At 48.4% G+C, this 20,792-nt stretch carries 15 protein-coding genes; 12 read left to right on the top strand and 3 right to left on the bottom strand.

The features are described from left to right. The first annotated feature begins 97 nt into the window (after positions 1–97). Positions 98–2,047, top strand: coding sequence for an EAL domain-containing protein (locus ACFQ1C_RS14230; RefSeq protein ID WP_379559333.1), 1,950 nt, complete (start codon positions 98–100; stop codon positions 2,045–2,047). On the opposite strand, the gene ACFQ1C_RS14225 is transcribed toward ACFQ1C_RS14230, so the two are convergent. Next, positions 1,997–2,965 carry a 1-aminocyclopropane-1-carboxylate deaminase/D-cysteine desulfhydrase gene (locus ACFQ1C_RS14225; protein ID WP_379559413.1) on the bottom strand — a complete coding sequence of 323 codons (969 nt, stop codon included), beginning with the start codon at positions 2,963–2,965 and terminating at the stop codon, positions 1,997–1,999. The genes ACFQ1C_RS14230 and ACFQ1C_RS14225 overlap by 51 nt on opposite strands. A gap of 175 nt (positions 2,966–3,140) precedes the next feature. Here ACFQ1C_RS14225 and ACFQ1C_RS14220 point away from each other — a divergent pair, with 175 nt between their 5' ends. From ACFQ1C_RS14220 to ACFQ1C_RS14175, 10 genes are all read left to right on the top strand, one after another. Beyond that, complete coding sequence (locus tag ACFQ1C_RS14220; protein WP_379559332.1) at positions 3,141–4,184, top strand: rod shape-determining protein; 1,044 nt, start codon at positions 3,141–3,143, stop codon at positions 4,182–4,184. A 36-nt stretch (positions 4,185–4,220) separates the two neighbouring features. Beyond that, positions 4,221–5,066: a rod shape-determining protein MreC gene (mreC, locus tag ACFQ1C_RS14215; protein WP_379559331.1), complete on the top strand. Its 846-nt coding sequence runs from the start codon at positions 4,221–4,223 to the stop codon at positions 5,064–5,066. Beyond that, on the top strand, positions 5,063–5,551 hold the full coding sequence (gene mreD, locus ACFQ1C_RS14210) for a rod shape-determining protein MreD (RefSeq protein WP_379559330.1): 489 nt from the start codon (positions 5,063–5,065) through the stop codon (positions 5,549–5,551). Before mreC ends, mreD begins: the two co-directional genes overlap by 4 nt. Positions 5,552–5,775: 224 nt before the next feature. Then, entirely contained in the window at positions 5,776–6,351 is a 576-nt protein-coding gene (locus ACFQ1C_RS14205) for a Maf family protein (protein WP_379559329.1), read from the top strand. A gap of 68 nt (positions 6,352–6,419) precedes the next feature. Continuing rightward, positions 6,420–7,889 carry a ribonuclease G gene (rng, locus tag ACFQ1C_RS14200; RefSeq protein ID WP_379559328.1) on the top strand — a complete coding sequence of 490 codons (1,470 nt, stop codon included), beginning with the start codon at positions 6,420–6,422 and terminating at the stop codon, positions 7,887–7,889. Next, positions 7,889–11,704 (top strand): YhdP family protein, encoded by a 3,816-nt coding sequence (locus tag ACFQ1C_RS14195; protein ID WP_379559327.1) that lies wholly within the window; start codon positions 7,889–7,891, stop codon positions 11,702–11,704. Before rng ends, ACFQ1C_RS14195 begins: the two co-directional genes overlap by 1 nt. Positions 11,705–11,902: 198 nt before the next feature. Continuing rightward, positions 11,903–12,724 carry a carbon-nitrogen hydrolase family protein gene (locus tag ACFQ1C_RS14190; protein ID WP_379559326.1) on the top strand — a complete coding sequence of 274 codons (822 nt, stop codon included), beginning with the start codon at positions 11,903–11,905 and terminating at the stop codon, positions 12,722–12,724. After that, on the top strand, positions 12,721–14,166 hold the full coding sequence (gene tldD, locus ACFQ1C_RS14185) for a metalloprotease TldD (RefSeq protein WP_379559325.1): 1,446 nt from the start codon (positions 12,721–12,723) through the stop codon (positions 14,164–14,166). The genes ACFQ1C_RS14190 and tldD overlap by 4 nt, the downstream gene beginning before the upstream one ends. A 683-nt stretch (positions 14,167–14,849) precedes the next feature. Next, on the top strand, positions 14,850–15,563 hold the full coding sequence (locus ACFQ1C_RS14180) for an RluA family pseudouridine synthase (protein WP_379559324.1): 714 nt from the start codon (positions 14,850–14,852) through the stop codon (positions 15,561–15,563). Between the two features lie 129 nt (positions 15,564–15,692). Then, positions 15,693–16,064, top strand: a complete 372-nt coding sequence (locus tag ACFQ1C_RS14175) for a VOC family protein (RefSeq protein WP_379559323.1) — start codon at positions 15,693–15,695, stop codon at positions 16,062–16,064. 474 nt (positions 16,065–16,538) lie between these two features. On the opposite strand, the gene ACFQ1C_RS14170 is transcribed toward ACFQ1C_RS14175, so the two are convergent. Together ACFQ1C_RS14170 and ACFQ1C_RS14165 are read right to left on the bottom strand one after the other, a co-directional pair. Further along, entirely contained in the window at positions 16,539–17,378 is an 840-nt protein-coding gene (locus tag ACFQ1C_RS14170; protein WP_379559322.1) for a CmcJ/NvfI family oxidoreductase, read from the bottom strand. Positions 17,379–17,609: 231 nt separating this feature from the next. Next, complete coding sequence (locus tag ACFQ1C_RS14165) at positions 17,610–18,539, bottom strand: LysR substrate-binding domain-containing protein (protein ID WP_379559321.1); 930 nt, start codon at positions 18,537–18,539, stop codon at positions 17,610–17,612. Between the two features lie 879 nt (positions 18,540–19,418). On the opposite strand from ACFQ1C_RS14165, the gene ACFQ1C_RS14160 reads away from it, so the two are divergent. Continuing rightward, positions 19,419–20,372: an NAD(P)-dependent oxidoreductase gene (locus ACFQ1C_RS14160; RefSeq protein ID WP_379559320.1), complete on the top strand. Its 954-nt coding sequence runs from the start codon at positions 19,419–19,421 to the stop codon at positions 20,370–20,372. The last annotated feature ends 420 nt before the right edge of the window (positions 20,373–20,792 follow it).

Below are 20,792 nucleotides of genomic sequence, written 5' to 3'. Positions count from 1 at the left end.
AGAATAATAACGAACGTGGGCTGTTAGATTGCATAGGCTAGAGCAGCAGCATTCAGGGAAGAATGCCGGAATATGCCGGTGTAGTCAGGGATTATCAATGAGACTTACTAATCAGCTTGCCGCGACTATCAGTTTGTTCATGCTGGCAACCGTTATCTTGATGTTGGTAGGAGCAGGAGTTAGCTTCTATCAAGTAGGGGCTGTATATCAGAATCGTCAGGTAGACGGCTTGGTGCGCTTGGTTGATGATATTTGGCAACAGGGTTCCGACAAGCAAGCTCTCATAGATAGCAGGGTACCGGCATTGTTGGACTCTAGCAGTATTCTCGACCTAGTGGTGCTGCAAGAAGAGTCGATTTTGTATCACTACCATACCTCGCAAGTCTTATCTGAAAACGAGCTGTCACTGGAATACTTACGTCCGCTTAGTTCGCACCCGGGCTTGCAAGTCCGCTTGGTGTTACGACCTCCTTTTTATGAAGCTTCTAACTCCTTACCCTCGTTCTTTTGGTTAGCTGGCGCTATTTCATTGGTGTTTTTAGGGACCTTTTTTATTTTAGGTTGGCTGAGACGTCAGTTGCATGGGGCCGAGCTGCTTGAACTACGTGGACACTATATTTTGCAGAACAAATTGAGCATGCAGCCGCATAACCCTGCAGATGAATGGCCGCCCTTAGCCAGCAGGGCATTCGACAAGCTACAGCTTGAGCTAAAGGAGTTAGGTAAAGAGCGCAGCCGGTTCGATACCTTTATGCGTGCCAATGTATTTATAGATAAAAAAATAGGCATCGGCAACCGCGTGTTTTTTGATAACCGATTAGAAGCCGTGTTAAGTGATCCATCTAGCCATTCTGGCGCCTTGTTGTTGGTTGAGCTGCAAGATTTAGAAAAAATTAACCACTACGTGAGCTATAAACGTGGCGATGAATTGTTGTCTGCGGCCTCTGTTTATTTGGGGCATTTCATTCAACGCTCACCGGGGGCGCTGCAGGCCCGTTATAACGGCAATACCTTCGCTTTATTGTTGCCCAATCTAGTCGAAAGTGAGGCGCAGGAAGTGGCTCGCCAAGTGATGAAAGTGTTGCGCCGCCTGCATTGGCCTGATTATGTAAAAGACCCCGCCATTTATATTGGTGGAGTATGCTTTCGCTATGGAGAGCAGATAACCCAGGTCCAAGAAGAGGCCGAGCTGGCATTGCGTAGTGCGGCATTGCAAGGGGGGGATGGTTACTTCATGTATTATAAAGGGGTCACTGAAGAAAGCATGGGCAAGGGGACGGTGCGTTGGCGTACCTTGCTTACCCGTTTGTTAGAACGGGACTTAATTCAGCTAGACCGCCAAGGTATTTATACTGAAACAGACCAGCCTCCTATCATGTATGAATTATTGGCGCGCATTCAAGATGAACAAGGCCGAGAGCTGTCTGCGGGGCATTTCTTGCCTATGGCGGCAAAATGTGGGCTATTAAAAGAGCTAGATAAAACATTGATACAGCGGACGCTGATGATGTTACAGGCCGATGAACAAAATAATATTCTATCGCTTAATATTTCTGCAGCTAGTTTATTGCACCGTGACTTTTATCGCTGGCTGCTCTTTGAGTTAATTCAGTATCCCAAATCATTGCTTAATCGATTCGTTATTGAGTTGTCTGAAGCGCAGGTTAGTCGACACTTTCAGGAGTTGAGAAAACCGCTACGAGGCCTTAAAGCATTGGGTTGTCTATTATCGGTAGATCATGCTGGGCAAGATATTGTGAGCACGCAATATATTAAAGAATATAAACTGGATTATCTTAAATTACATTCCAGTTTAGTGCGCGACGTTAACAGTAAACCCACTAACCAAATGGCGGTAAGAAGTTTAATGGGTAATTGCGTAGGCAGCCCCACACGGGTGATTGCTATTGGCGTAGAGACGCTGGCCGAATGGCACTGCTTATCTCAGCAGGGGATTAATGCCGGGCAAGGTTACTTTTTTGCGCGGCCCGAGCGATTAACGCAACCGCAACGACCCGCGCGCCCCCTGAAGGCCGCCGGTGTGTAAAAATACTAACTTGCTGCCGGCGGGATAAGCACCGGCGGCAATATCACGAAATAACCCCAGCAGCGTCTTGCCGCTGTAAATGGGCTCGAGCGGCAGGACAAGTTGGCCCGCCAGTAAATTAATGTCGGCATTATCAGCGGCTGAGCATTTAGCGTAACCGCCACCATGATGCTCAAGTGACAACTGCCAGCCGGGATCATCGGCGGCATTAGGGTGTAAGCGACAGATTTCGTCGGCTAGCCATTGGGCACCCTTTAATACTGCATAACCTTTTATTCGGGTGTGGCTGGGTCGAGCAGACAGTAATCCTGCTAGGGTGCCGCCACTGGCGACGGGCAGTATAACTTCGTCTATGGTGAGTGGTTGTTGGTTGAAACTCTGCTGCGGCGCCTGGCTTAGTTCTTGTTCTATCTCCTGCCACAGTTCTGCCACTCCTGGTAGCGCATCGGCACAGCTGCCACCTTCAGGAATAATACGGTATTTCGGATAACGCTGGGCTAGCTCTAATAGCCAATCGGTGTCTTGGCGACGGCGATATTGCTGGCGGTCGACAAACACGAGAGTCATGCCCCACGCTTGTGCATCGCGCAGAGTCGGGTTATCAGCACTGCTCGCTTCGCCACGCACAATGCCAACCGTGGGTAAACCTAGGTAATGCCCTGCAGCAGCAAGCGCGTGTAGATGATTAGAGTAAGCACCGCCAAAGCTCAGAATACCGCGATCGCCTTCTAATAAAGCGTTGCGCAGTATGTATTTAAGCTTGCGCCATTTGTTGCCCGAAATGGTGGGGTGGATTAAGTCATCGCGTTTAACCCACAGTGTTAGCTGGTGTTGAGCTAATAAAGGATGCTGCAGCGGTTGCAGCCGTTGTGCTCGTGGGCACGTTGCGTACAGGTGGTGCCAAGCGGATAGCGTCATACAGCGTAAAAATAAATGAGTTAATCGCACAAGTCTAAGGAACTTATTACGCTATTGAAACTCGTACCTACACATTGTGTGGTTTTAGCTATGCTTGTTCCTTGCCAGAGGTGGGCTGCATTGATAAAGTTAGCCGCACTTTACTGCTTTCTTAATCCAAGGTCTCCTTCAGCATATGTTTAAAAAGCTAAGAGGCATGTTTTCCAACGATCTGTCGATCGATTTGGGCACGGCCAACACACTCATCTACGTTAAAGATCAGGGTATCGTTCTTAACGAGCCTTCTGTTGTGGCTATTCGCCAAGATAAATCAGGCCAAAGCCAAAGTGTTGCCGCCGTGGGTCATGCCGCCAAACAAATGCTGGGTCGTACCCCTGGCAATATTGCCGCCATTCGCCCCATGAAAGACGGTGTTATTGCCGATTTTTACGTAACCGAAAAAATGCTACAGCATTTTATCAAACAGGTGCATGACAATAATTTCTTTCGCCCCAGCCCACGGGTTTTGGTGTGCGTACCTTGCGGTTCAACTCAAGTAGAACGCAGAGCCATTAAAGAATCGGCGTTGGGTGCAGGTGCACGCGAAGTCTATTTAATTGACGAACCCATGGCTGCCGCCATTGGTGCGGGGTTGCCTGTATCTGAAGCAACCGGCTCTATGGTGGTCGATATTGGTGGCGGTACTACCGAAGTGGCGATTATTTCACTGAATGGTGTGGTGTATTCGCAGTCGGTACGCATAGGTGGCGACCGTTTCGACGAAGCCATTACTAACTATGTGCGCCGCAACTACGGCTCGTTAATCGGTGAAGCGACGGCAGAACGCATTAAGCATGAAATTGGCTCAGCATATCCGGGTGACGAAGTGCTAGAAATTGAAGTGCGCGGCCGTAATTTGGCCGAAGGGGTACCACGTAGCTTTACGCTGAACTCCAACGAAATATTAGAAGCGCTGCAAGAGCCTCTGTCGGGTATTGTTAGTGCCGTAATGGTTGCCCTAGAGCAGTCGCCGCCAGAACTGGCATCTGATATCGCAGAGCGCGGTATGGTGCTTACCGGCGGTGGTGCTTTGTTGCGAGACCTTGATCGTTTATTGATGGAAGAAACCGGCATTCCTGTCGTGGTAGCCGATGATCCCTTGACCTGTGTGGCCCGAGGTGGCGGCAAGGCATTGGAAATGATCGACATGCATGGCGGAGATTTGTTCCATTACGATTAATAATGGGGCAGAACACATCGGCTTGCCTATTGCACCATGAAACCGATTTTTGGTCGTGGACCTTCTCTACCCATCCGCTTAGCTTTAGCGGTGGTGGGGTCGTTGCTGCTTATTATTGCCGATAGCCGTTACCAAAGCTTTAACGGAGCCAAGGTGTACCTCAATTCGTTGGTTAGCCCGTTGCAGTATATTGCGAGCAGCCCGCGACTTTTACTTGATTCAGTATCTAACCAGCTGATATCCAATAAGTCTTTGCTCTCTCAGTCTAAACGGCTGGAGCAAGAACTTTTTTTGCTGCGCGACGATTTGTTAAGGTTGAGCCACCTTGAGCAAGAAAACAAACGGTTGCGCGGTTTGCTAGGCTCGCCGGTGCGTCTTGACGCGCGGCGCATGGTGGCAGAAATAATGGCAGTAGATTCAGACTCTTTTTCTCACCAAGTGGTGATTGATAAAGGGAGCTTGAAAGGCGTATTCGAAGGCCAAGCTGTGCTGAATGAACAAGGAGTAGTGGGCCAAGTGATATCGGTGGGTAAAACCACTAGTCGCGTGCTGTTAATTACCGACAGTGGTCATGGTATTCCGGTACGGGTGGCGCGCAACGACATACGGGCCATTGCCAGCGGCAGTGGACAGCTCGATCGTTTGTCACTGCATAACATTACTCGTAACACCGACATTCAAGAAGGTGACATCTTGTTGAGCTCCGGCTTAGGAGGGCGCTTTCCTGAAGGATATCCGGTGGGGCTTGTTAGCCGAGTGGGTTATGAAGAAGGCCAACCCTTTGCCGATATTCAGGTTAAACCTTTTGCCGCGCTAGACCGAGTGCGCTATCTATTGCTGCTGTGGCCTGAGCCAAAAACCAGAGAGCACATAACAGAATGAGAAGCTTCTCGCTAAAAGGGCGTTTAGTGATCGCCGCCAGCATACTATTAACGCTTATTTTATCTATTCTGCCCTTGCCTGACATGATTGCTCCCTTTCGACCCGACTGGCTGCTAATGACCCTTATTTATTGGAGCATAGCGCTGCCACATCGAGCTAACGTAGGCACGGCATTCTTTGCAGGCTTGGTGCTGGATATATTGCTTGGCTCGGTGTTGGGCATGCATGCATTAGCGCTGGTTATTCCCATTTATATTGCAGCTTCTCAGTTTCAGCGCATGCGTAACTACTCGGTTTGGCAACAAGCGTTTGTGGTGGGGGCATTAACGATTTTAAATAAGCTGCTGATACTGTGGGCGGCTTATATGAATCGAGATGTCCAATTGGATTATCAGTACTTTTGGTCGATTGTAAGCACCATGGTGTTTTGGCCTTGGATCTTTTTGCTACTACGCAAATGCCGTCGCCAGTTCGCTTTGTCTTAAACGTAAGAGCAGCGCTGAGCACCAAGCGCCGAGCTAAACATAAGTATTGTTGTTTTTTGTAGTCTAGCGCTTTAGCTGCTAGTCCCGTCTCAGCGGGAATTTAAAAGCTATCCTGCCGTGCAGAATTACGCAGCTAAAGCAGCGGCTACAAACAACGATGTTTTTAAACTAACAGCTTACCGCTGACGGCTTACAGCTGCCCGAAGGGCTAACGGTTTCTCTCAATGTCCCCACAAATTTACTTGGCTTCTGGCTCACCTCGGCGTAGCGCACTGCTTGCGCAGTTAGGCGTGGCGTTTGCGGTGTTGCGCCCCGAGGTAGAAGAGTGCCAGCAAGCGGATGAAGACGCCGCAGGCTATGTGCAACGTCTCGCCGCTGACAAAGCTAAAGCCGGAGCCGCCATGGCTCCAAAGGCCATACCCGTGCTTGCCGGTGACACCATAGTGGTGCTAAACGGCGATGTGCTAGAAAAGCCCAACAACCAGCGCGAAGGCTATGCCATGTTACGCCGCTTGTCTGGTAGCACCCATCAGGTAATGACCGCCATGGCGCTAGCCTGTGATGAGCAGCTAAACGTGGTAATGGTGTGCACAGCCGTGACGTTTCGTGAGCTAACGGATGCCGATATTGCTCGATATTGGGCTAGTGGTGAACCCCTGGATAAAGCCGGCGGATATGGGATTCAAGGGCTGGGGGGACGTTTTGTGGTATGTATTAATGGCAGTTATAGCGCCGTAGTGGGTTTGCCACTAGTAGAAACGGAAGCCTTATTGCGTAACGCCGGGGTTTTGTTGGATTGAGACCCTAATACCATCGTCAATCTATGGTAGTTTAGAGATCATTAACTTCTTCTATGGGGCGTGCAAGCATGACGGCTGAACTGATTATCAATGTAACTCCCGCAGAAACCCGGGTTGCGTTAGTCGAAAACGGAATTCTGCAAGAAGTGCATGTCGAGCGTCAGTCGCGTCGTGGCATTGTTGGCAATATTTACAAAGGCAAAGTCAGCCGGGTATTACCGGGTATGCAGGCCGCCTTTGTTGATGTTGGCGGCGAACGTGCCGCCTTCTTGCATGCATCCGACATTGTTCCGCACACCGAATGTGTTGCCACCAAGGAGCAGGCGCATTTTCAGGCCGGCAACATTGGCGAGCTAGTGCGCCAGGGGCAAGACATAGTGGTGCAAGTGGTTAAAGACCCGCTGGGCACTAAAGGGGCGCGCCTTACTACCGACATTACCCTACCTTCTCGTTATCTGGTGTTTATGCCCGGCAGTGCCTATGTAGGGGTGTCGCAACGCATTGATTCAGAACAAGAGCGCGACCGACTTAAGCAAATAGTAGGCAGCTACGTAGACGAGCAAGGTGGCTATATCATTCGCACAGCGGCCGAGGGCGTGGGCGAGGTAGAGTTGGCACAAGATGCCGCCTTTTTAAAGCGGCTGTGGCGTAAGATCCAAGAGCGACGAGGTAAGTATTCGGCCTGCTCTATATTGTATGAAGATCTTGGGCTAAGTTGCCGAATTGTGCGTGATTTTGTCGGCACAGAGCTGGACCGAGTGCGTATTGATTCACGTAGCACCTGCGATGTGCTAGGTAATTTTGTAGAAGAGTTCGTACCTGAGTTATCGGGTAAAATTGAGTATTACCACGGTGAGTCGCCGATATTCGACCTCTATGATGTTGAAAATGAAATTCAGCGGGCGTTAAACAGAAAGGTGGAGCTTAAATCGGGCGGCTATTTGATTATCGATCAAACCGAAGCCATGACCACCGTCGATATTAATACCGGCGCCTTTGTTGGCCATCGTAATCTTGAAGAAACCATATTTAATACTAATACTGAAGCCACTCAGGCCATTGCCCGTCAGCTGCGCCTGCGTAATTTGGGTGGTATTATTATTATCGACTTTATTGATATGTACGATGCGGATCATAAACGCCGGGTGCTGCACAGCCTAGAGATGGCGTTATCTAAAGACCGAGCCAAAACCAATGTAAATGGGTTTTCTCAGTTAGGGCTGGTGGAAATGACCCGCAAGCGTACCCGAGAAAGTTTAGAGCATGTATTGTGCGGCGCCTGCCCCGAGTGCAGTGGCCGGGCACGGGTGAAAACTGTAGAAACCGTAAGCTATGAAATCTTGCGCGAAATTACCCGAGTCAATAAAGCCTACGATGCCGATAAGTTTGTCGTGTATGCCTCGCTGGCAGTGGCCTCGGCGCTGCAAGAAGATGAAACGCATATGCTGGCCGAACTAGAAGTGTTTATTGGTAAGCAAGTAAAAGTAAACAGCGAACCACTGTATAACCAAGAGCAATTTGACGTGGTAATGATGTAGTGTCCGTGGCGTTTAGGCGAAGTTTAAATTGGGCGTGGCTAAGCGTGGCCGCGGTAGCTGTATTGTTGGCAGTGCTGGTCACCTTGCTGCGCTTTGGCTCGCCTTGGCTGGCGAGTTGGCAGCAACAGTGGCTGAATAGCCAGCTTAATGACCAGGCGTTAACGCTTGAAATAGGTCAGCTTGGGCTAAGTTGGCAAGACTATGGCCCGGTATTGGTAGTCAGTCAGGTAAGCCTACACCAAGATAATGCCCCGCCTATTACGTTACGCCGCGCGCTGGTGGATGTGCAGCTGTGGCAAAGTGTACGTCAGTGGCGGCCGGTGCTAAATGAGCTGATTCTGGACGGCCTACGAGTGCCCATCGTTTTGGCTGCAGACTCTGGCTCAGAGGCCACGCCGGTGTCTATTGACTGGCGCAGTTTGCGCCACTTAGTGCTGCAGGGCGTAGAACAGTTTTCTCTGCAAGATGCCCAACTTATTGTAAGCAGCCCAGACAAAGACTTGGTTGAGCTGCACCTTCCTGATTTGCATTGGCAAAATAAACCCGGATTACACCAAGGCCAAGGGCGGCTGGGTTTTGGCGCCGATGCTAGGCAGCAATTTCAACTTAGCAGCCGCTTTAGCGGCCCCAGTGACCAGTTGAATGGCAGTGTGTACCTGCAGGCCGATAATGTAGATGCATCTAATGTGCTCAGCCTTATTCGGCCGGAAGATCAGGCGGTAACTGCCAAAGTGAACCTTGAGCTGTGGCTTGAATGGCAGCAAGGACAACTAAGCGCAGGATTGTTGGAACTTGGCGAAAACCGCTTTGGTTGGGGTGAACAACACGATGTGGCTATAAAAGGCGGGCGTTTGCAGTGGCAGCCCACCGATGCGGGCTGGCAGTTAGCCAGTAACAACATTGATATTAGTGTTGACGGTGAAGTATGGCCCAGTTGGCAGTTGCAACTAGACCAACATCAAGATCAATTACAAGGGTACTTAAACCGTCTTAGCTTTACCGACGTTGCACTGTTAGCACAGTGGGGCGAGAGCTTTTGGCCAGGGCCGGCGCGGCAACTCGCGGGCATTGCTCCTCGTGGCCAGCTAACCGATGTGTATTTTTCTGCTGATAGTGATTTAGCGGGCTGGCGCTGGCAGGGCAAGCTACAAAATATTAGCACCCAAGCCTTTGAATGGGCCCCGCAGACTCAAGGCATTAACGGTCGCTTTGTGGTGGCAGCCGAGGGGGGGGAACTGAGTGTGCAACAGCAGACCGCCGCCGACTGGGTCTTTGATGATGCCTTTAGGACACCGTGGCCCATGCAGCGGCTGGCCGCTAATGTACGCTGGCGTAAACAGCCCAAAGGGTGGATGTTATGGAGCCGAGATCTTGAGGTCGACACCGCCGATTTAACATTGCAGGGCTGGTTTAGTTTATTGCTGTCTGAACAGGCGTCGCCGTTGCTGAGTGCCTCGGCGCGGGTGGACGTGTTGCGCGCCGAACAAGCCTTTAGTTATTTTCCTGAGCCGGTGATGGGCCGCGAGCTGGTCGACTATTTACAGGGCGCCATTATGGGTGGCCAAGCTAAGGGCGCAGAAGTGCTTTGGTATGGCCGGTTGAATGAATTTCCCTATGCCGACGACAGCGGAATTTTTCAGGCGCGAGTACCGCTGCGCCAAGCCCAATTTCGTTTTGATCCCGAGTGGTCGCCCTTATCGGATTTAAGCCTAGACCTATTATTTGAAAACGACGGCCTTTATATGAAAGGCAGCCAAGGGCGCTTGGGTGCCGTTAATGCCAGCGCCATTGATGCGCGCATTGTGCCGCTGGATGAAAATGCCAAGCTAGAACTCAGTGCAGATATTAATGGCCAAGGCGAGGCCGTTACCGCCTATTTACAAGACTCTCCACTGGCCTCTTCGGTAGGCATCACCTTAGAGCAAGTACAAGTCAGTGGCCCGCTAGAGGCTAAGCTGGCGCTGACCATCCCCCTTAGCGGGGGCGCGGTTGCGGTAACTGGGCAAGTTGATTTTTCGCGTAACCAAGTGCGAGTTAAACCTCTTGATTTAGGGCTGCGCGAAGTGACGGGACGTTTGTTATTTGATGAGCAACAAACGCACTTTAGTAATATGAAAGCCCAGTGGAACGAACAGCCATTACAGCTGGATTATACCGGCCAAGACACGCCAGACAGCTATAAGGTCGCGCTGGCAATAAAAGGCCAGCTGCAGGCCGAAAAGCTGCGCCGGGTGTCGCCACCGTTAAAAGCCCTAGCGGGTACGGCAGATTGGCATGGTCAGCTAGATTTAACCTTGCCCGACCAAGGGCCGCTGCATTATCGCTTTACCGCTAATTCGGCCTTAACTGGGCTGAGCAGTCGGCTGCCGCCACCGCTTAATAAAAGCGCGGGGCGGGCTCAGCATAGCCAACTACAGCTTAGTGGCGATATTAATCAGGCCCAGTTGCAGCTAAATATAGGTGAGCATATTAACGGTCAAGCAAAGTTAGCTTTTGCTAACTCGGGGCCCCAAGTGCAACAGCTATGGCTATCTGCTGGTGCTGGGGTACGCGCGAGTCTACCCAGAGCACCGCTGGATATTGCGGTGCGCGTGCCCGACTTACCCATAGATGATTGGCTGGCATTATTGAGCGAGCTGCAAGACGCTTTGCCCAGTACGGGTGCGCCAAGCCAAGGACAGTCTAAGGCCGGTGGCATTAGCTGGCCTAGCCCGTATCGGGTAATGGCACAAGCGAGCCGTGCCGAGCTATGGCAGCAGCCGCTGAATCAGCTTAAATTATCCATTCAGCCGCTCAATAACAATCGGCAACAGCTGCAGATTAGTGCCGAGCAAGCCGAGGGCGGTATTCATTTTGGTGGCAACCAGCCGTTGCAGGCAAATTTTAAGCGGCTGTGGTTAGGGCAAGCCACCGCGGCAATCGATCAAGCTAAGCCCGCTGATAATCAATCTGGGCTGGACATTAATATACGGCCTCAGCAAGTTCCGGCGCTGCAATTCACTTGTGATGACTGTCGTTGGCAGCAGCTGGCGCTGGGTAAACTCAGCTTCGCACTACAGCCCGAACCCCAAAACAACAAGGTACTATTAAGCGAGTTTACCCTTAATGGTCCGTTGCTAAAAATGCAGGCGCAGGGACAATGGTTACAAGAAAAAAGTGTTAATTTAAGCCGCTTAGAATGGCAAAGTAGCAGCCCGTCTTTGCAGCGGGTGTGGCAGACGCTAGATAAAGAGTCGCCCTTTAGTGAAACCTCGGCACGGCTTGATGGCCAGCTACGCTGGTTAGATGTGCCTTGGCAGCCCAAGCTTGCCAATATGAACGGCACACTCGCCATAGACACTGGCGCTGGGGTGTTGCGTGAAATTAACGATAAAGGGGCCGGTTTGCTCTCGGTGCTTAGTTTAGAGTCTTTAATGCGCCGCTTGCGGTTAGACTTTCGTGATGTGTATGCCGAAGGCTTTTACTTTGACAGTATTACTGCCAGTGGCGAGCTGCGCAGTGGGGTGTTACACAACGAAGACTTACTTTTAAAAGGGGCTGCGGGTAACTTGCGGGGCAATGGTGGGCTCGACTTGGTTGCCGAACGGCTTGATTATCAGTTTGAGCTTACACCTAATTTAACCGGCAATTTGCCGGTGATTGCCGCCTTCGCCGTTACGCCCGTTGCAGGTCTGTATGTATTGGCGCTGTCTAAGGTGCTGGGACCGGTGGTCGATGTGTTTACGCGGATCCGTTATCAAGTAACGGGGCCACTGGCGGAGCCCAATATAACCGAGCTGGGCAGAGACAAAAAACGAGTCTCGGTGCCGGAGTAAGGGCGTCCCTTTGGGGAGCGGTAAGCCGTAAGCCGTCAGTTAAACAGAAAACCAAGTACAGATATGAGCAAAATGACAGGCGAAACACCGACTGAATATGCAGGTTGGTTTGGGTGTTTATCTTGAGCTTAAAGCTTACGGCTGCCCGAAGGGCTAGGCTGATAGCTATCTGTTAGCCGTACAATGAAGGAGCCGGTGATGGAATTGGTCGCGATTCAAATTAATGCCGGATCTGATTGGGAAGCGAATCGATCGCGTTTGGCCGGCTTATTACTACAATTACCCTCGCAGCGGCCGTTGTTGGTGTTACTGCCAGAAAATGTGGCGGTGTTCGGGTGTAAAAACGCCATACAGCAGGCGGCCGAACCCTTGGGTGACGGCCCCATACAAGACCAATTCAGCCAGTGGGCTCGCGATCATGGCATTTGGTTGGTGGTGGGCTCTATGCCAACCCGCATTGAAGGCAGCGCTCGCTTTCATGCCACCAGCTTGGTGTATAACGAGCTAGGCGAGCGCGTGGCTTATTATCATAAACTGCACCTGTTTGATGTGGATGTGTCCGATGAGCAGGGGCGCTATCGTGAGTCCGACAGCTATGCGCCGGGCGAAGAACTCTGCGTGGTAGACAGTCCGTTCGGGCGTTTAGGGTTGTCTATCTGTTATGATTTGCGTTTTCCGCAAGTGTATAGCGAGTTGCGCGCTAAAGGCGCCGACATTTTACTGGTGCCGGCGGCGTTTACTCGGGTAACTGGGCAGGCGCATTGGCAGCCTTTGTTGCAGGCCAGAGCCATAGAAAATCAGTGCTATGTGCTAGCAGCCGGACTATACGGTGAGCAAGGCGCACGGCAAACCTGGGGGCATTCGATGATTATTAGCCCGTGGGGAGAAATTGAACGCTGTTTGCCTAAGGGCGAGGGGCTGATTAGTACGCCCATAGACACAGAGCGACTGGCAGATATTCGTCGGCAAATGCCAGTGGCACAACATGCCCGCTTTAGCGCGGTCAGGAGAAATAAATGAGTATTGAACAACTTAATAACAGCATTTTAGTGCCAAACGACTTAGACATGGCACTGCTAAACGCGCAGTTGGCACGCCTGAGCCGACACCAGATTGATTTTGCCGATCTTTATTTTCAAAACAGCGTGCATGAGTCTTGGGTATTAGAAGACGGCATTGTAAAAGATGGCAGCTACAACATAGAGCAGGGTGTGGGTGTGCGCGCTATTAGCGGCGAGAAAACCGGCTTTGCTTATTCTGATGAGCTAACGGCGTCGTCACTCGACCAAGCGGTGAGTGCGGCACGCGGTATTGCAGAAAAAGGCGGCGATGGCCGTTTTAAAGTCGGCAAAGAGCGCGCCGTCACCAGCCGTTATATGGGCGTGAACCCGCTAGACAGCCTGACGCGTGAGCAAAAAATTGAACTGTTACAGCAAATGGACGCCTTCGGCCGCAGCTTAGACTCGGCAGTCACTCAGGTAATTGCGTCTATTTCTGGGGTGTACGAAGAGATTTTAGTGCTGGCCACAGACGGTACCTTAGCCACCGATTTACGCCCACTGGTGCGCCTAAACTGTTCGGTATTGGTTGAGCGTAATGGCCGCCGCGAACGCGGTGGCAGTGGTGGCGGCGGTCGCGTTGGCTATGAGTATTTCTTAGAAGAAGTCGACGGTCACCCCAGAGCCATGAGCTATGTAAAAGAGGCGGTACGCCAAGCCTTAGTTAACGTAGAGGCCATTGATGCCCCAGCGGGCACCATGCCCGTGGTATTGGGTGCTGGTTGGCCGGGCGTCTTGCTGCATGAAGCAGTAGGCCATGGGCTAGAAGGCGACTTTAACCGCAAAGGCTCGTCGGCTTATGCCGGACGCATTGGTGAAAAAGTGGCATCTAGTTTGTGCACCATTGTGGATGACGGCACCTTAGATAATCGCCGTGGCTCACTGACTATTGACGATGAAGGCACCCCCACCGGCTACAACGTGCTTATTGAAAACGGTATTCTCAAAGGCTATATGCAAGATAAGCTGAATGCCCGTTTAATGGGCGTGGCCCCCACCGGTAACGGCCGTCGTGAGTCTTATGCGCATCTGCCAATGCCGCGCATGACCAACACGTATATGTTGGGTGGTGAAACACCGCCAGAAGACATCATTAAGAGTGTGAAAAAAGGCATTTATGCACCTAACTTTGGTGGTGGTCAGGTTGATATTACCTCGGGCCGATTCGTGTTCTCAGCCTCAGAAGCTTACTTGATTGAAGACGGCAAAATTACCGCCCCTATCAAGGGCGCCACGTTAATTGGTAACGGCCCCGAGGCCATGAGCCAAGTGTCTATGGTCGGTAACGACTTAGCATTAGATGGTGGCGTAGGCGTATGTGGTAAAGAAGGCCAAAGCGTGCCGGTCGGTGTTGGCCAACCCACGCTTAAGTTAGATCAACTAACTGTAGGTGGCACTCAGTAGCCCGTATTTAGTACATATAGGGTAACCACAGTGCTAAGCGGTTAGTTATCGCGCTCGCCTTTGGCGGTTAGCTGTCACTTGGCTTTAAAAAATCCTGACTCACGTCAGGATTTTTTGTTATTAGCTCGACTCTTAAGTAATACCAATCTGAATAAAAAAGTGATCTATTTTAAAATTGGATACTAGAGGAAACAGAGTCCGCTCCCACGACCCGCCACTGGGCTAGCCATCTTTGCTGGGTAACGGCTGCGAATATTCACAGGATATTCGGTCCATGACCCAACAAAGATGCATGGCAGCAAGCTTCCCCATGGGGCCTTGGGAAATGCCATCCGACCGCCATGGATGGAGGAAATGTCGAAATGGCAGAAGCACTTTTCGGCCCTGGCATTGTCACGGTCGTGGGAGCTGATCTCGTTGCCTCTCTTTAAGCACCGAGCTGTCTGTAGGTCGAGCCCACAGTCGACTCTGTGGCATAGGGGCGGATGAAGAGAGCTACTCCACCGACCATCACATGACAAGGATGTCATGTGTTTGAGCGCCACAAGGATGTGTTTGCAGCGTGTCGGTGGAGTAGGCCCTTCGTTCGGCCTTTACAGAGCAGCTAAATAGATCAGTTACTTAGTCAGTTTGGTGTTAGGCATTATGCAGTTCACTAGAAAATCCATAAAAAGGAATACGACATGCCCAGTGTTAGTCTGCCGACTCATACCATTGTTGATGACTTTGTGGCGCCGGTGTGTGACGATTTTTTGCAGATATTATATCAAGATACCGACATCTTGTTGATCAACAAACCCAGTGGCTTGCTTAGTTTGTCGGGTAAGAATCCGCTTAACTGGGACTCAGTACATTATCGTTTGGTACATGGCCAAGCGGGGATGACCCCGGCCTTCCCAGAGGCAAAGTTACCGCACCGTTTAGACTTTGGCACCTCGGGTATTATGGTGGTGGCGCTAAATGCGCTGGCCGCTAAGCACCTTAATAAACAGTTTCAAGCACGCACCATTCAAAAGCGCTATCGCGCCATGCTCGAAGGCTGGGTGGCTGACGATCAGGGGCAGATTACGGCGGCGATAGCGAAAGACAAAGCTCATTTTCCACGGGTAAAAATATGCGCTGCTACCGGCAAGGCCGCCATCAGTGAATATCGGGTATTAGCACGTTTAGCGCAGCCGCAACGCAGCTTGGTGGAGTTTAATCCTCTCACTGGCCGCACTCACCAGTTGCGCATTCACAGCCAATCAATTGGCCACCCTATTCTTGGTTGCGACTTATATGGCAGTGCCACTAGCGAACAGCGGGCAGACCGGTTGCAATTGCATGCCAGTGATTTATATTTTGTGCATCCGACGAGCGGTGAGCCAGTGCACGGGCAATGCCCTTGTCCGTTTTAATACTTGCGCGGGAAGAGTGAGAGCAAGCGCTTACAGCCTACACATAAAGTTAGAGAATAGCGCGTCAATATGTCGTTATTAGCGTACAGTGAGCGTTTGTTAAGACTCACTACTTTAGGAAGCATTAATATGATTAGTTATGTCACTTTGGGTGTTAGCGACTTAGCCGCCGCAAAAGCATTTTATGGCGAATTACTGGCCGATATGGGCGCTAAAGTGCTGATTGATATGGACCGCATTAGCTTTATTGGTAAAAGCATGGCCGCACCCATGTTGGCGGTGTGCATCCCTTTTAACCAAGAGCCAGCACAAGCAGGCAACGGTACTATGGTGTCGTTTGCACCGGGCAGTAAAGAGGGCGTAGACGCTATGTACCACAAGGCCATCGCTTTGGGTGCGACTTGTGAGGGGGCTCCTGGTGAGCGCGTTGCAGATGTGTTTTACGGCGCTTATGTTAAAGATCCAGACGGCAATAAGCTGTGTTTTAATATTTTTATGTAAGACGTTTCCGCCTGCAGTTTAATAACGACTGCAGGCTTGCCTCCGCCAATTCCTACTCCCTCTTTCAATAGTGTTGAGTCGTCGGTTAGCCATAGTAACCAGTGCTAAGTTCATGAGTAGCCTAAAGCTAACCGCTTTACGCCAAAATCACCCTCGTATTTAGTAAGGCCGAGCTATTTTAGGTAAGAGTACTCTGCCGTCATCCTGACGAGCTTGCGAAAGTCAGGATCTCGTTTGTCCCTTAGCGCCAATATAAAGACAGTTAATACTGTAAATAAGCTGTTAGGGAACAACTTGTTCGATTGTTTTATTTTGTAGTTTTGGTCTTTTATTTAAAAATATTGCGCTTGTTTTTTATTTTTTTTTGGTAGTAGTTATTTTCATACAAAAAAACACTTATACTAAACCGCTATTAACTCCTTTACAGCCTAAGTCAATAGTAATAAGTTAAGTAGGTTACTACTTTTTCTTGTTTTAATAAAAAGCAAATGTACGTACTTCGATACTCGCTCTTGCGCCAACATTTGGATCTTGATCTGGGTATTCAAAAGCCGTGTGTGGTGTAAACCGAGCTACACCATCTTTCACGGAGTCGAAGCCTTTAATAAGAACAACTTCAGCGTGATTCATTTCTGAAAAATAGACCCACTTCTGCTCAGCAGCTTTACGCAATGCATATATTTCACCAACATGATCTGTATCTGGAAAATGAATTTTGGATAGCAGTAAATCTTTTTGATTAACACTAGCTGCATTACAAAATGCTAAGGGTGAGCGCTTTACAATATCCACCAAGGGACGCCAAACATTAATCTGGATCATTCGACGCCCTTTGAGTTTAGCAAACTGCTCCACTCCAATGCGCTCTTGTGCACGAGACTGAGCCGTCTGCTCAGTATAATCATTATGAACATGATGCGCGGGTTTACGGCTGCTATCTGCAGAGCCACGTCTTACAGTATGATCAAAAACAAAAACATCTTTCACACCGGTGGCTTCTTTAATAATCGCAATCACTTCGTCATAATAACTAGCTTCAATAGCTTTTTCGTCTATAAAATCTTTATGTTTTGTCGGGGCTGTAACTAATTGAAAGCCTTGTTTGTGAACTGAAAATGTTTCTTGTGAACTGCGCGCATCATCAATAGTGGCTGGCATAAATGCATAAGCATCATTGTATTTTTGTGGAGCCGCTCCACCAGAGTAAAAAACTTCAGGAGCGAGAGTGCTTTCTGGCTTAATATAATTAAGTTCAGATTCGATTTGACCAGATGTTTTCATTGTTGAGGTTTTTGTTGAGGATGCTGTCGTCATCTTAAGAGTTGCCCTTTTATACTGTAACTAGTTTTGTGTCACCTTAATATGACCATTATACCTATTTAAAAAAACTCAACAAAGCATGATAACTTCTGTGCAACAGAAGAAAATGTTTGTATGAAAATCTATGCTGGGGCAAGTGCTGAATATACAGGTGTAGCTTCGCGCGTTACAGGCAGTGCGATAGCAGAAATTATTTGTACAAGGCGAGGTAAAAAATGCTTGCGGTTAATTGCACAGTTTTCGCAACAACAATTTTAATTCTTTTTCAAGCCAGTTAGCAAAAAGTTTAACTTGGGATCTAGGGTTTAGCGGGGTAATAATGTAATACCCCCAATTTGTTGATAGAAGGTTATTAGGGTAAAGGTTTATTAAAGTCCCTGCAGCTATTTCGCTATGTACAAGGTGTTCACGCACCAGTGCAACACCTTGACTAAGTTTTGCCATTTCTATTGCAACTAAGGATGCATTTACCTCTAAAAAGTTAGTGTTATCAAACTCGGTAACTCCGACTTTATTTAACCACTCTCGCCAGTTAGGATAACTTGAATTTTCCATGGTTATATCGCGAATTAAAGTTTGCTTAAGTAAGCCTGAAGTTCCGGCTATTTCTGGGTGTGCTTTTAATAATTTAGGGCAACAAACAGCTAGAAGGCTTTCATTCTCAGCTAATGAAATAACATTAAAGCTTGACCAATCCTCTGCTTTTTCAGCGTATCGAATGACAATATCAAATTCACCTGTAGTTAAATCGATCAGGCGGTTTGTTATATCTAACTTAACGTCTATATCAGATTCGTCATTCAAAATCTTAGGTAAAATCGGTACTAACCACTTAGAGGTAATCGATGGGGAGGTGCTAATAGTTAAAGCTCCCGATTTTGACAAGCCATTTAATCTATCAGTAACACTTGATAAACACCTAAATGCTTCACTCAAGCTTGGCAGTACATTGAGTGTTTCTTGGGTTGCTGTAAGCTTTTTCCCTCCTTTATTACGTATGAAAAGCTGTATGCAAAAGTAAGACTCCAATGTGCGAACTAATTGCCCAATAGCTTCAGGGGTGACACCTATTTCATCAGCTGCGGCTTTAAAGCTACCTAATCGGGCTGTCGCTTCAAAGGCTCTTAGTGCATTAAGGTGCTTAGGTGTTTTCATACAAATTTTTTCTTTGCTGTAGGGGTAAGTTAAGTCATTGTCATTTGCTTGTTGGTGTTTGGCAAGACGTTATTATTGCAACACTACAATTTAACTAGAGACTTAGGTAAATTTGTCAGGGTAATTGCTCAAGCTGGTCTAAAATGCTCAAAGTCAAGGTTAGTGACAAAGTGGCGGTTCGTTGTTATCTCTACTCATTCCACGCTTTGATCAGTTATATTTTTTAATCGTTATGTGTTTGCCATTCAATCAACGTATAACAAGGTAAATCAATTAGGAAAAATACAGTTTGTCTCTTTTTTGCAAAATAACGAAAAAAAGTAGCCAATCAACAATTTCCTATTATTTAAGCGTTAGTGTGCTAATCGGGGAGAGGCTGTTAGGACTTCAAGCTAAAAAATAATCGAGAAAATAACACCGTCTTCGTTTTGGAAACTGCCAGCCTTTATTTAGCTGCTAGCAGATCTTGCCTGCAGGCAACTCGGTGCTTGAAAAATCCGTATCAAGTCCCGAATTTTTTGCCTCGTCGTCATCACGTAGCTGGCTGATGATGACGATAAAATCAGGCTATTGGTTGTACTAAGCTGCTGTTAGATGAACTTTTAACATGAGTGGCTTGATAGTATTCTTACTTTGGTACACTTCTGTATGGAGCGAGCCAAAACTGTCGATTGTTACTTATTTCTCGAGCATCGCTTCAAAATCAGTACCCATCCCTCTGTTTTTAGATGCTTCAGTCTTTTTTATTGCAGAGTAGGGCAATCAATTTATATTGCTCATACCAAGGGTTACTCTTGGATATTTTCTTTAATATGGCTGGTATGTTAGTATTTTAGGGATTTGTTGCGTGTAACGATAAAAAATGGAGAAAAGATAATAATGAAAATTGTAATTTTAGAATCTCTAGGGATTAGTGATGAAGAGTTCAATTTAATAACAAAACCATTAGCTGATAGTGGCCATGAGTTAGTTGTATATAACGATGGGAAGACAGATGATGAGACTCTTAAGGTTAGGGTCAAAGATGCAGATATTTTAGTGCTCGCTAATACGCCACTGAGTGGTGAAGTTATCGACGAAGCAGGGAGGTTAAAATATATTTCAGTAGCCTTCACAGGTTATAACCATATCGATTTAGAAAAATGTAAAGAGAAAGGGATTAAAGTCTCAAATGCCGCAGGTTATAGCACAAACTCAGTAGCAGAGCTTACTTTTGGGCTAATAACTGCACTGTTACGTAATATTGTACCTTTAGATGGTGTAACGAGAGAGGGAGGTACAAAAAATGGTTATAGACAGATTGATTTAAATGGTAAAACCTTGGGAATATTAGGTACTGGAGATATAGGTAGCGCAGTAGCTAAATTAGGTTTAGCTTATGGTTGTCACGTCATTGCTTATAACAGAAGCGTAAATACAGAACTAATAGAAAAAGGTGTTGAATATAAGTCGCTAGATGAAGTGTTAAAGACGAGTGACATTGTTACCCTTCATATACCGCTAACAGATGAAACCAAAAACTTAATTGATAAAGATAAGCTAGCACTGATGAAAACTAGTTCATATTTAATCAACACAGCAATTGGACCGGTTGTTGATAATGGTGCATTGGCAGAAGCACTGCACAATGGGACCATCGCTGGCGCCGGTTTAGATAGAGTAGATATGGAACCACCGGTTCCCGTAGATTACCCTATCCTACATGCTCCGAATACTGTTCTTGTTCCGCATGTCGGATTTGCAACAGATGAAGCAATGGTAAGAAGAGCCAAAATTACATTTAACAATATTATTAAATGGGAAAAAGGCAAACAAGAAAATACAGTTATTTAAAACAGCCCAAAACAAAGCTATCGTCACGCCTTGACCTTGGCCGTACCATCATCGATAAAGGGGGTCTGCTCAGCCGCGGCAGGATGGCGCGGCTGAGCCTTTACGGGGCGAGCTTGTCTCGCCGTGACGAACTATTTTAGCCTAATCGAACATCCAGTGAATGTTCGCAGTTGGCCAAAATTGTGAGTGGCGCACTAGCGGCGAGTCGGAGGAGTCGTGCCCTTTGCCTGCCCTCACACAGCATCCTAGCCGAAACCGATCCAACCCAAGATCCTGACGTGCGTCAGGATGACGGCAAAAAACACCGAACCTGCAGGTTCGGTGTTTTTTTAGCTTGGCGTTCTTTGTTTTTCTTCCAGATTTCAGCTTACGGCTTACCTGCCAGTCGCCGCCGTTGGTCAGCTTGTCGGTGACCTGATT

It is taken from the genome of Oceanisphaera ostreae (assembly GCF_042676125.1).
Taxonomy (GTDB): domain Bacteria; phylum Pseudomonadota; class Gammaproteobacteria; order Enterobacterales; family Aeromonadaceae; genus Oceanimonas; species Oceanimonas ostreae.
The sequence above is the reverse complement of the archived record's forward strand: the minus strand, read 5'-3'. Positions and strand labels throughout refer to the sequence as shown.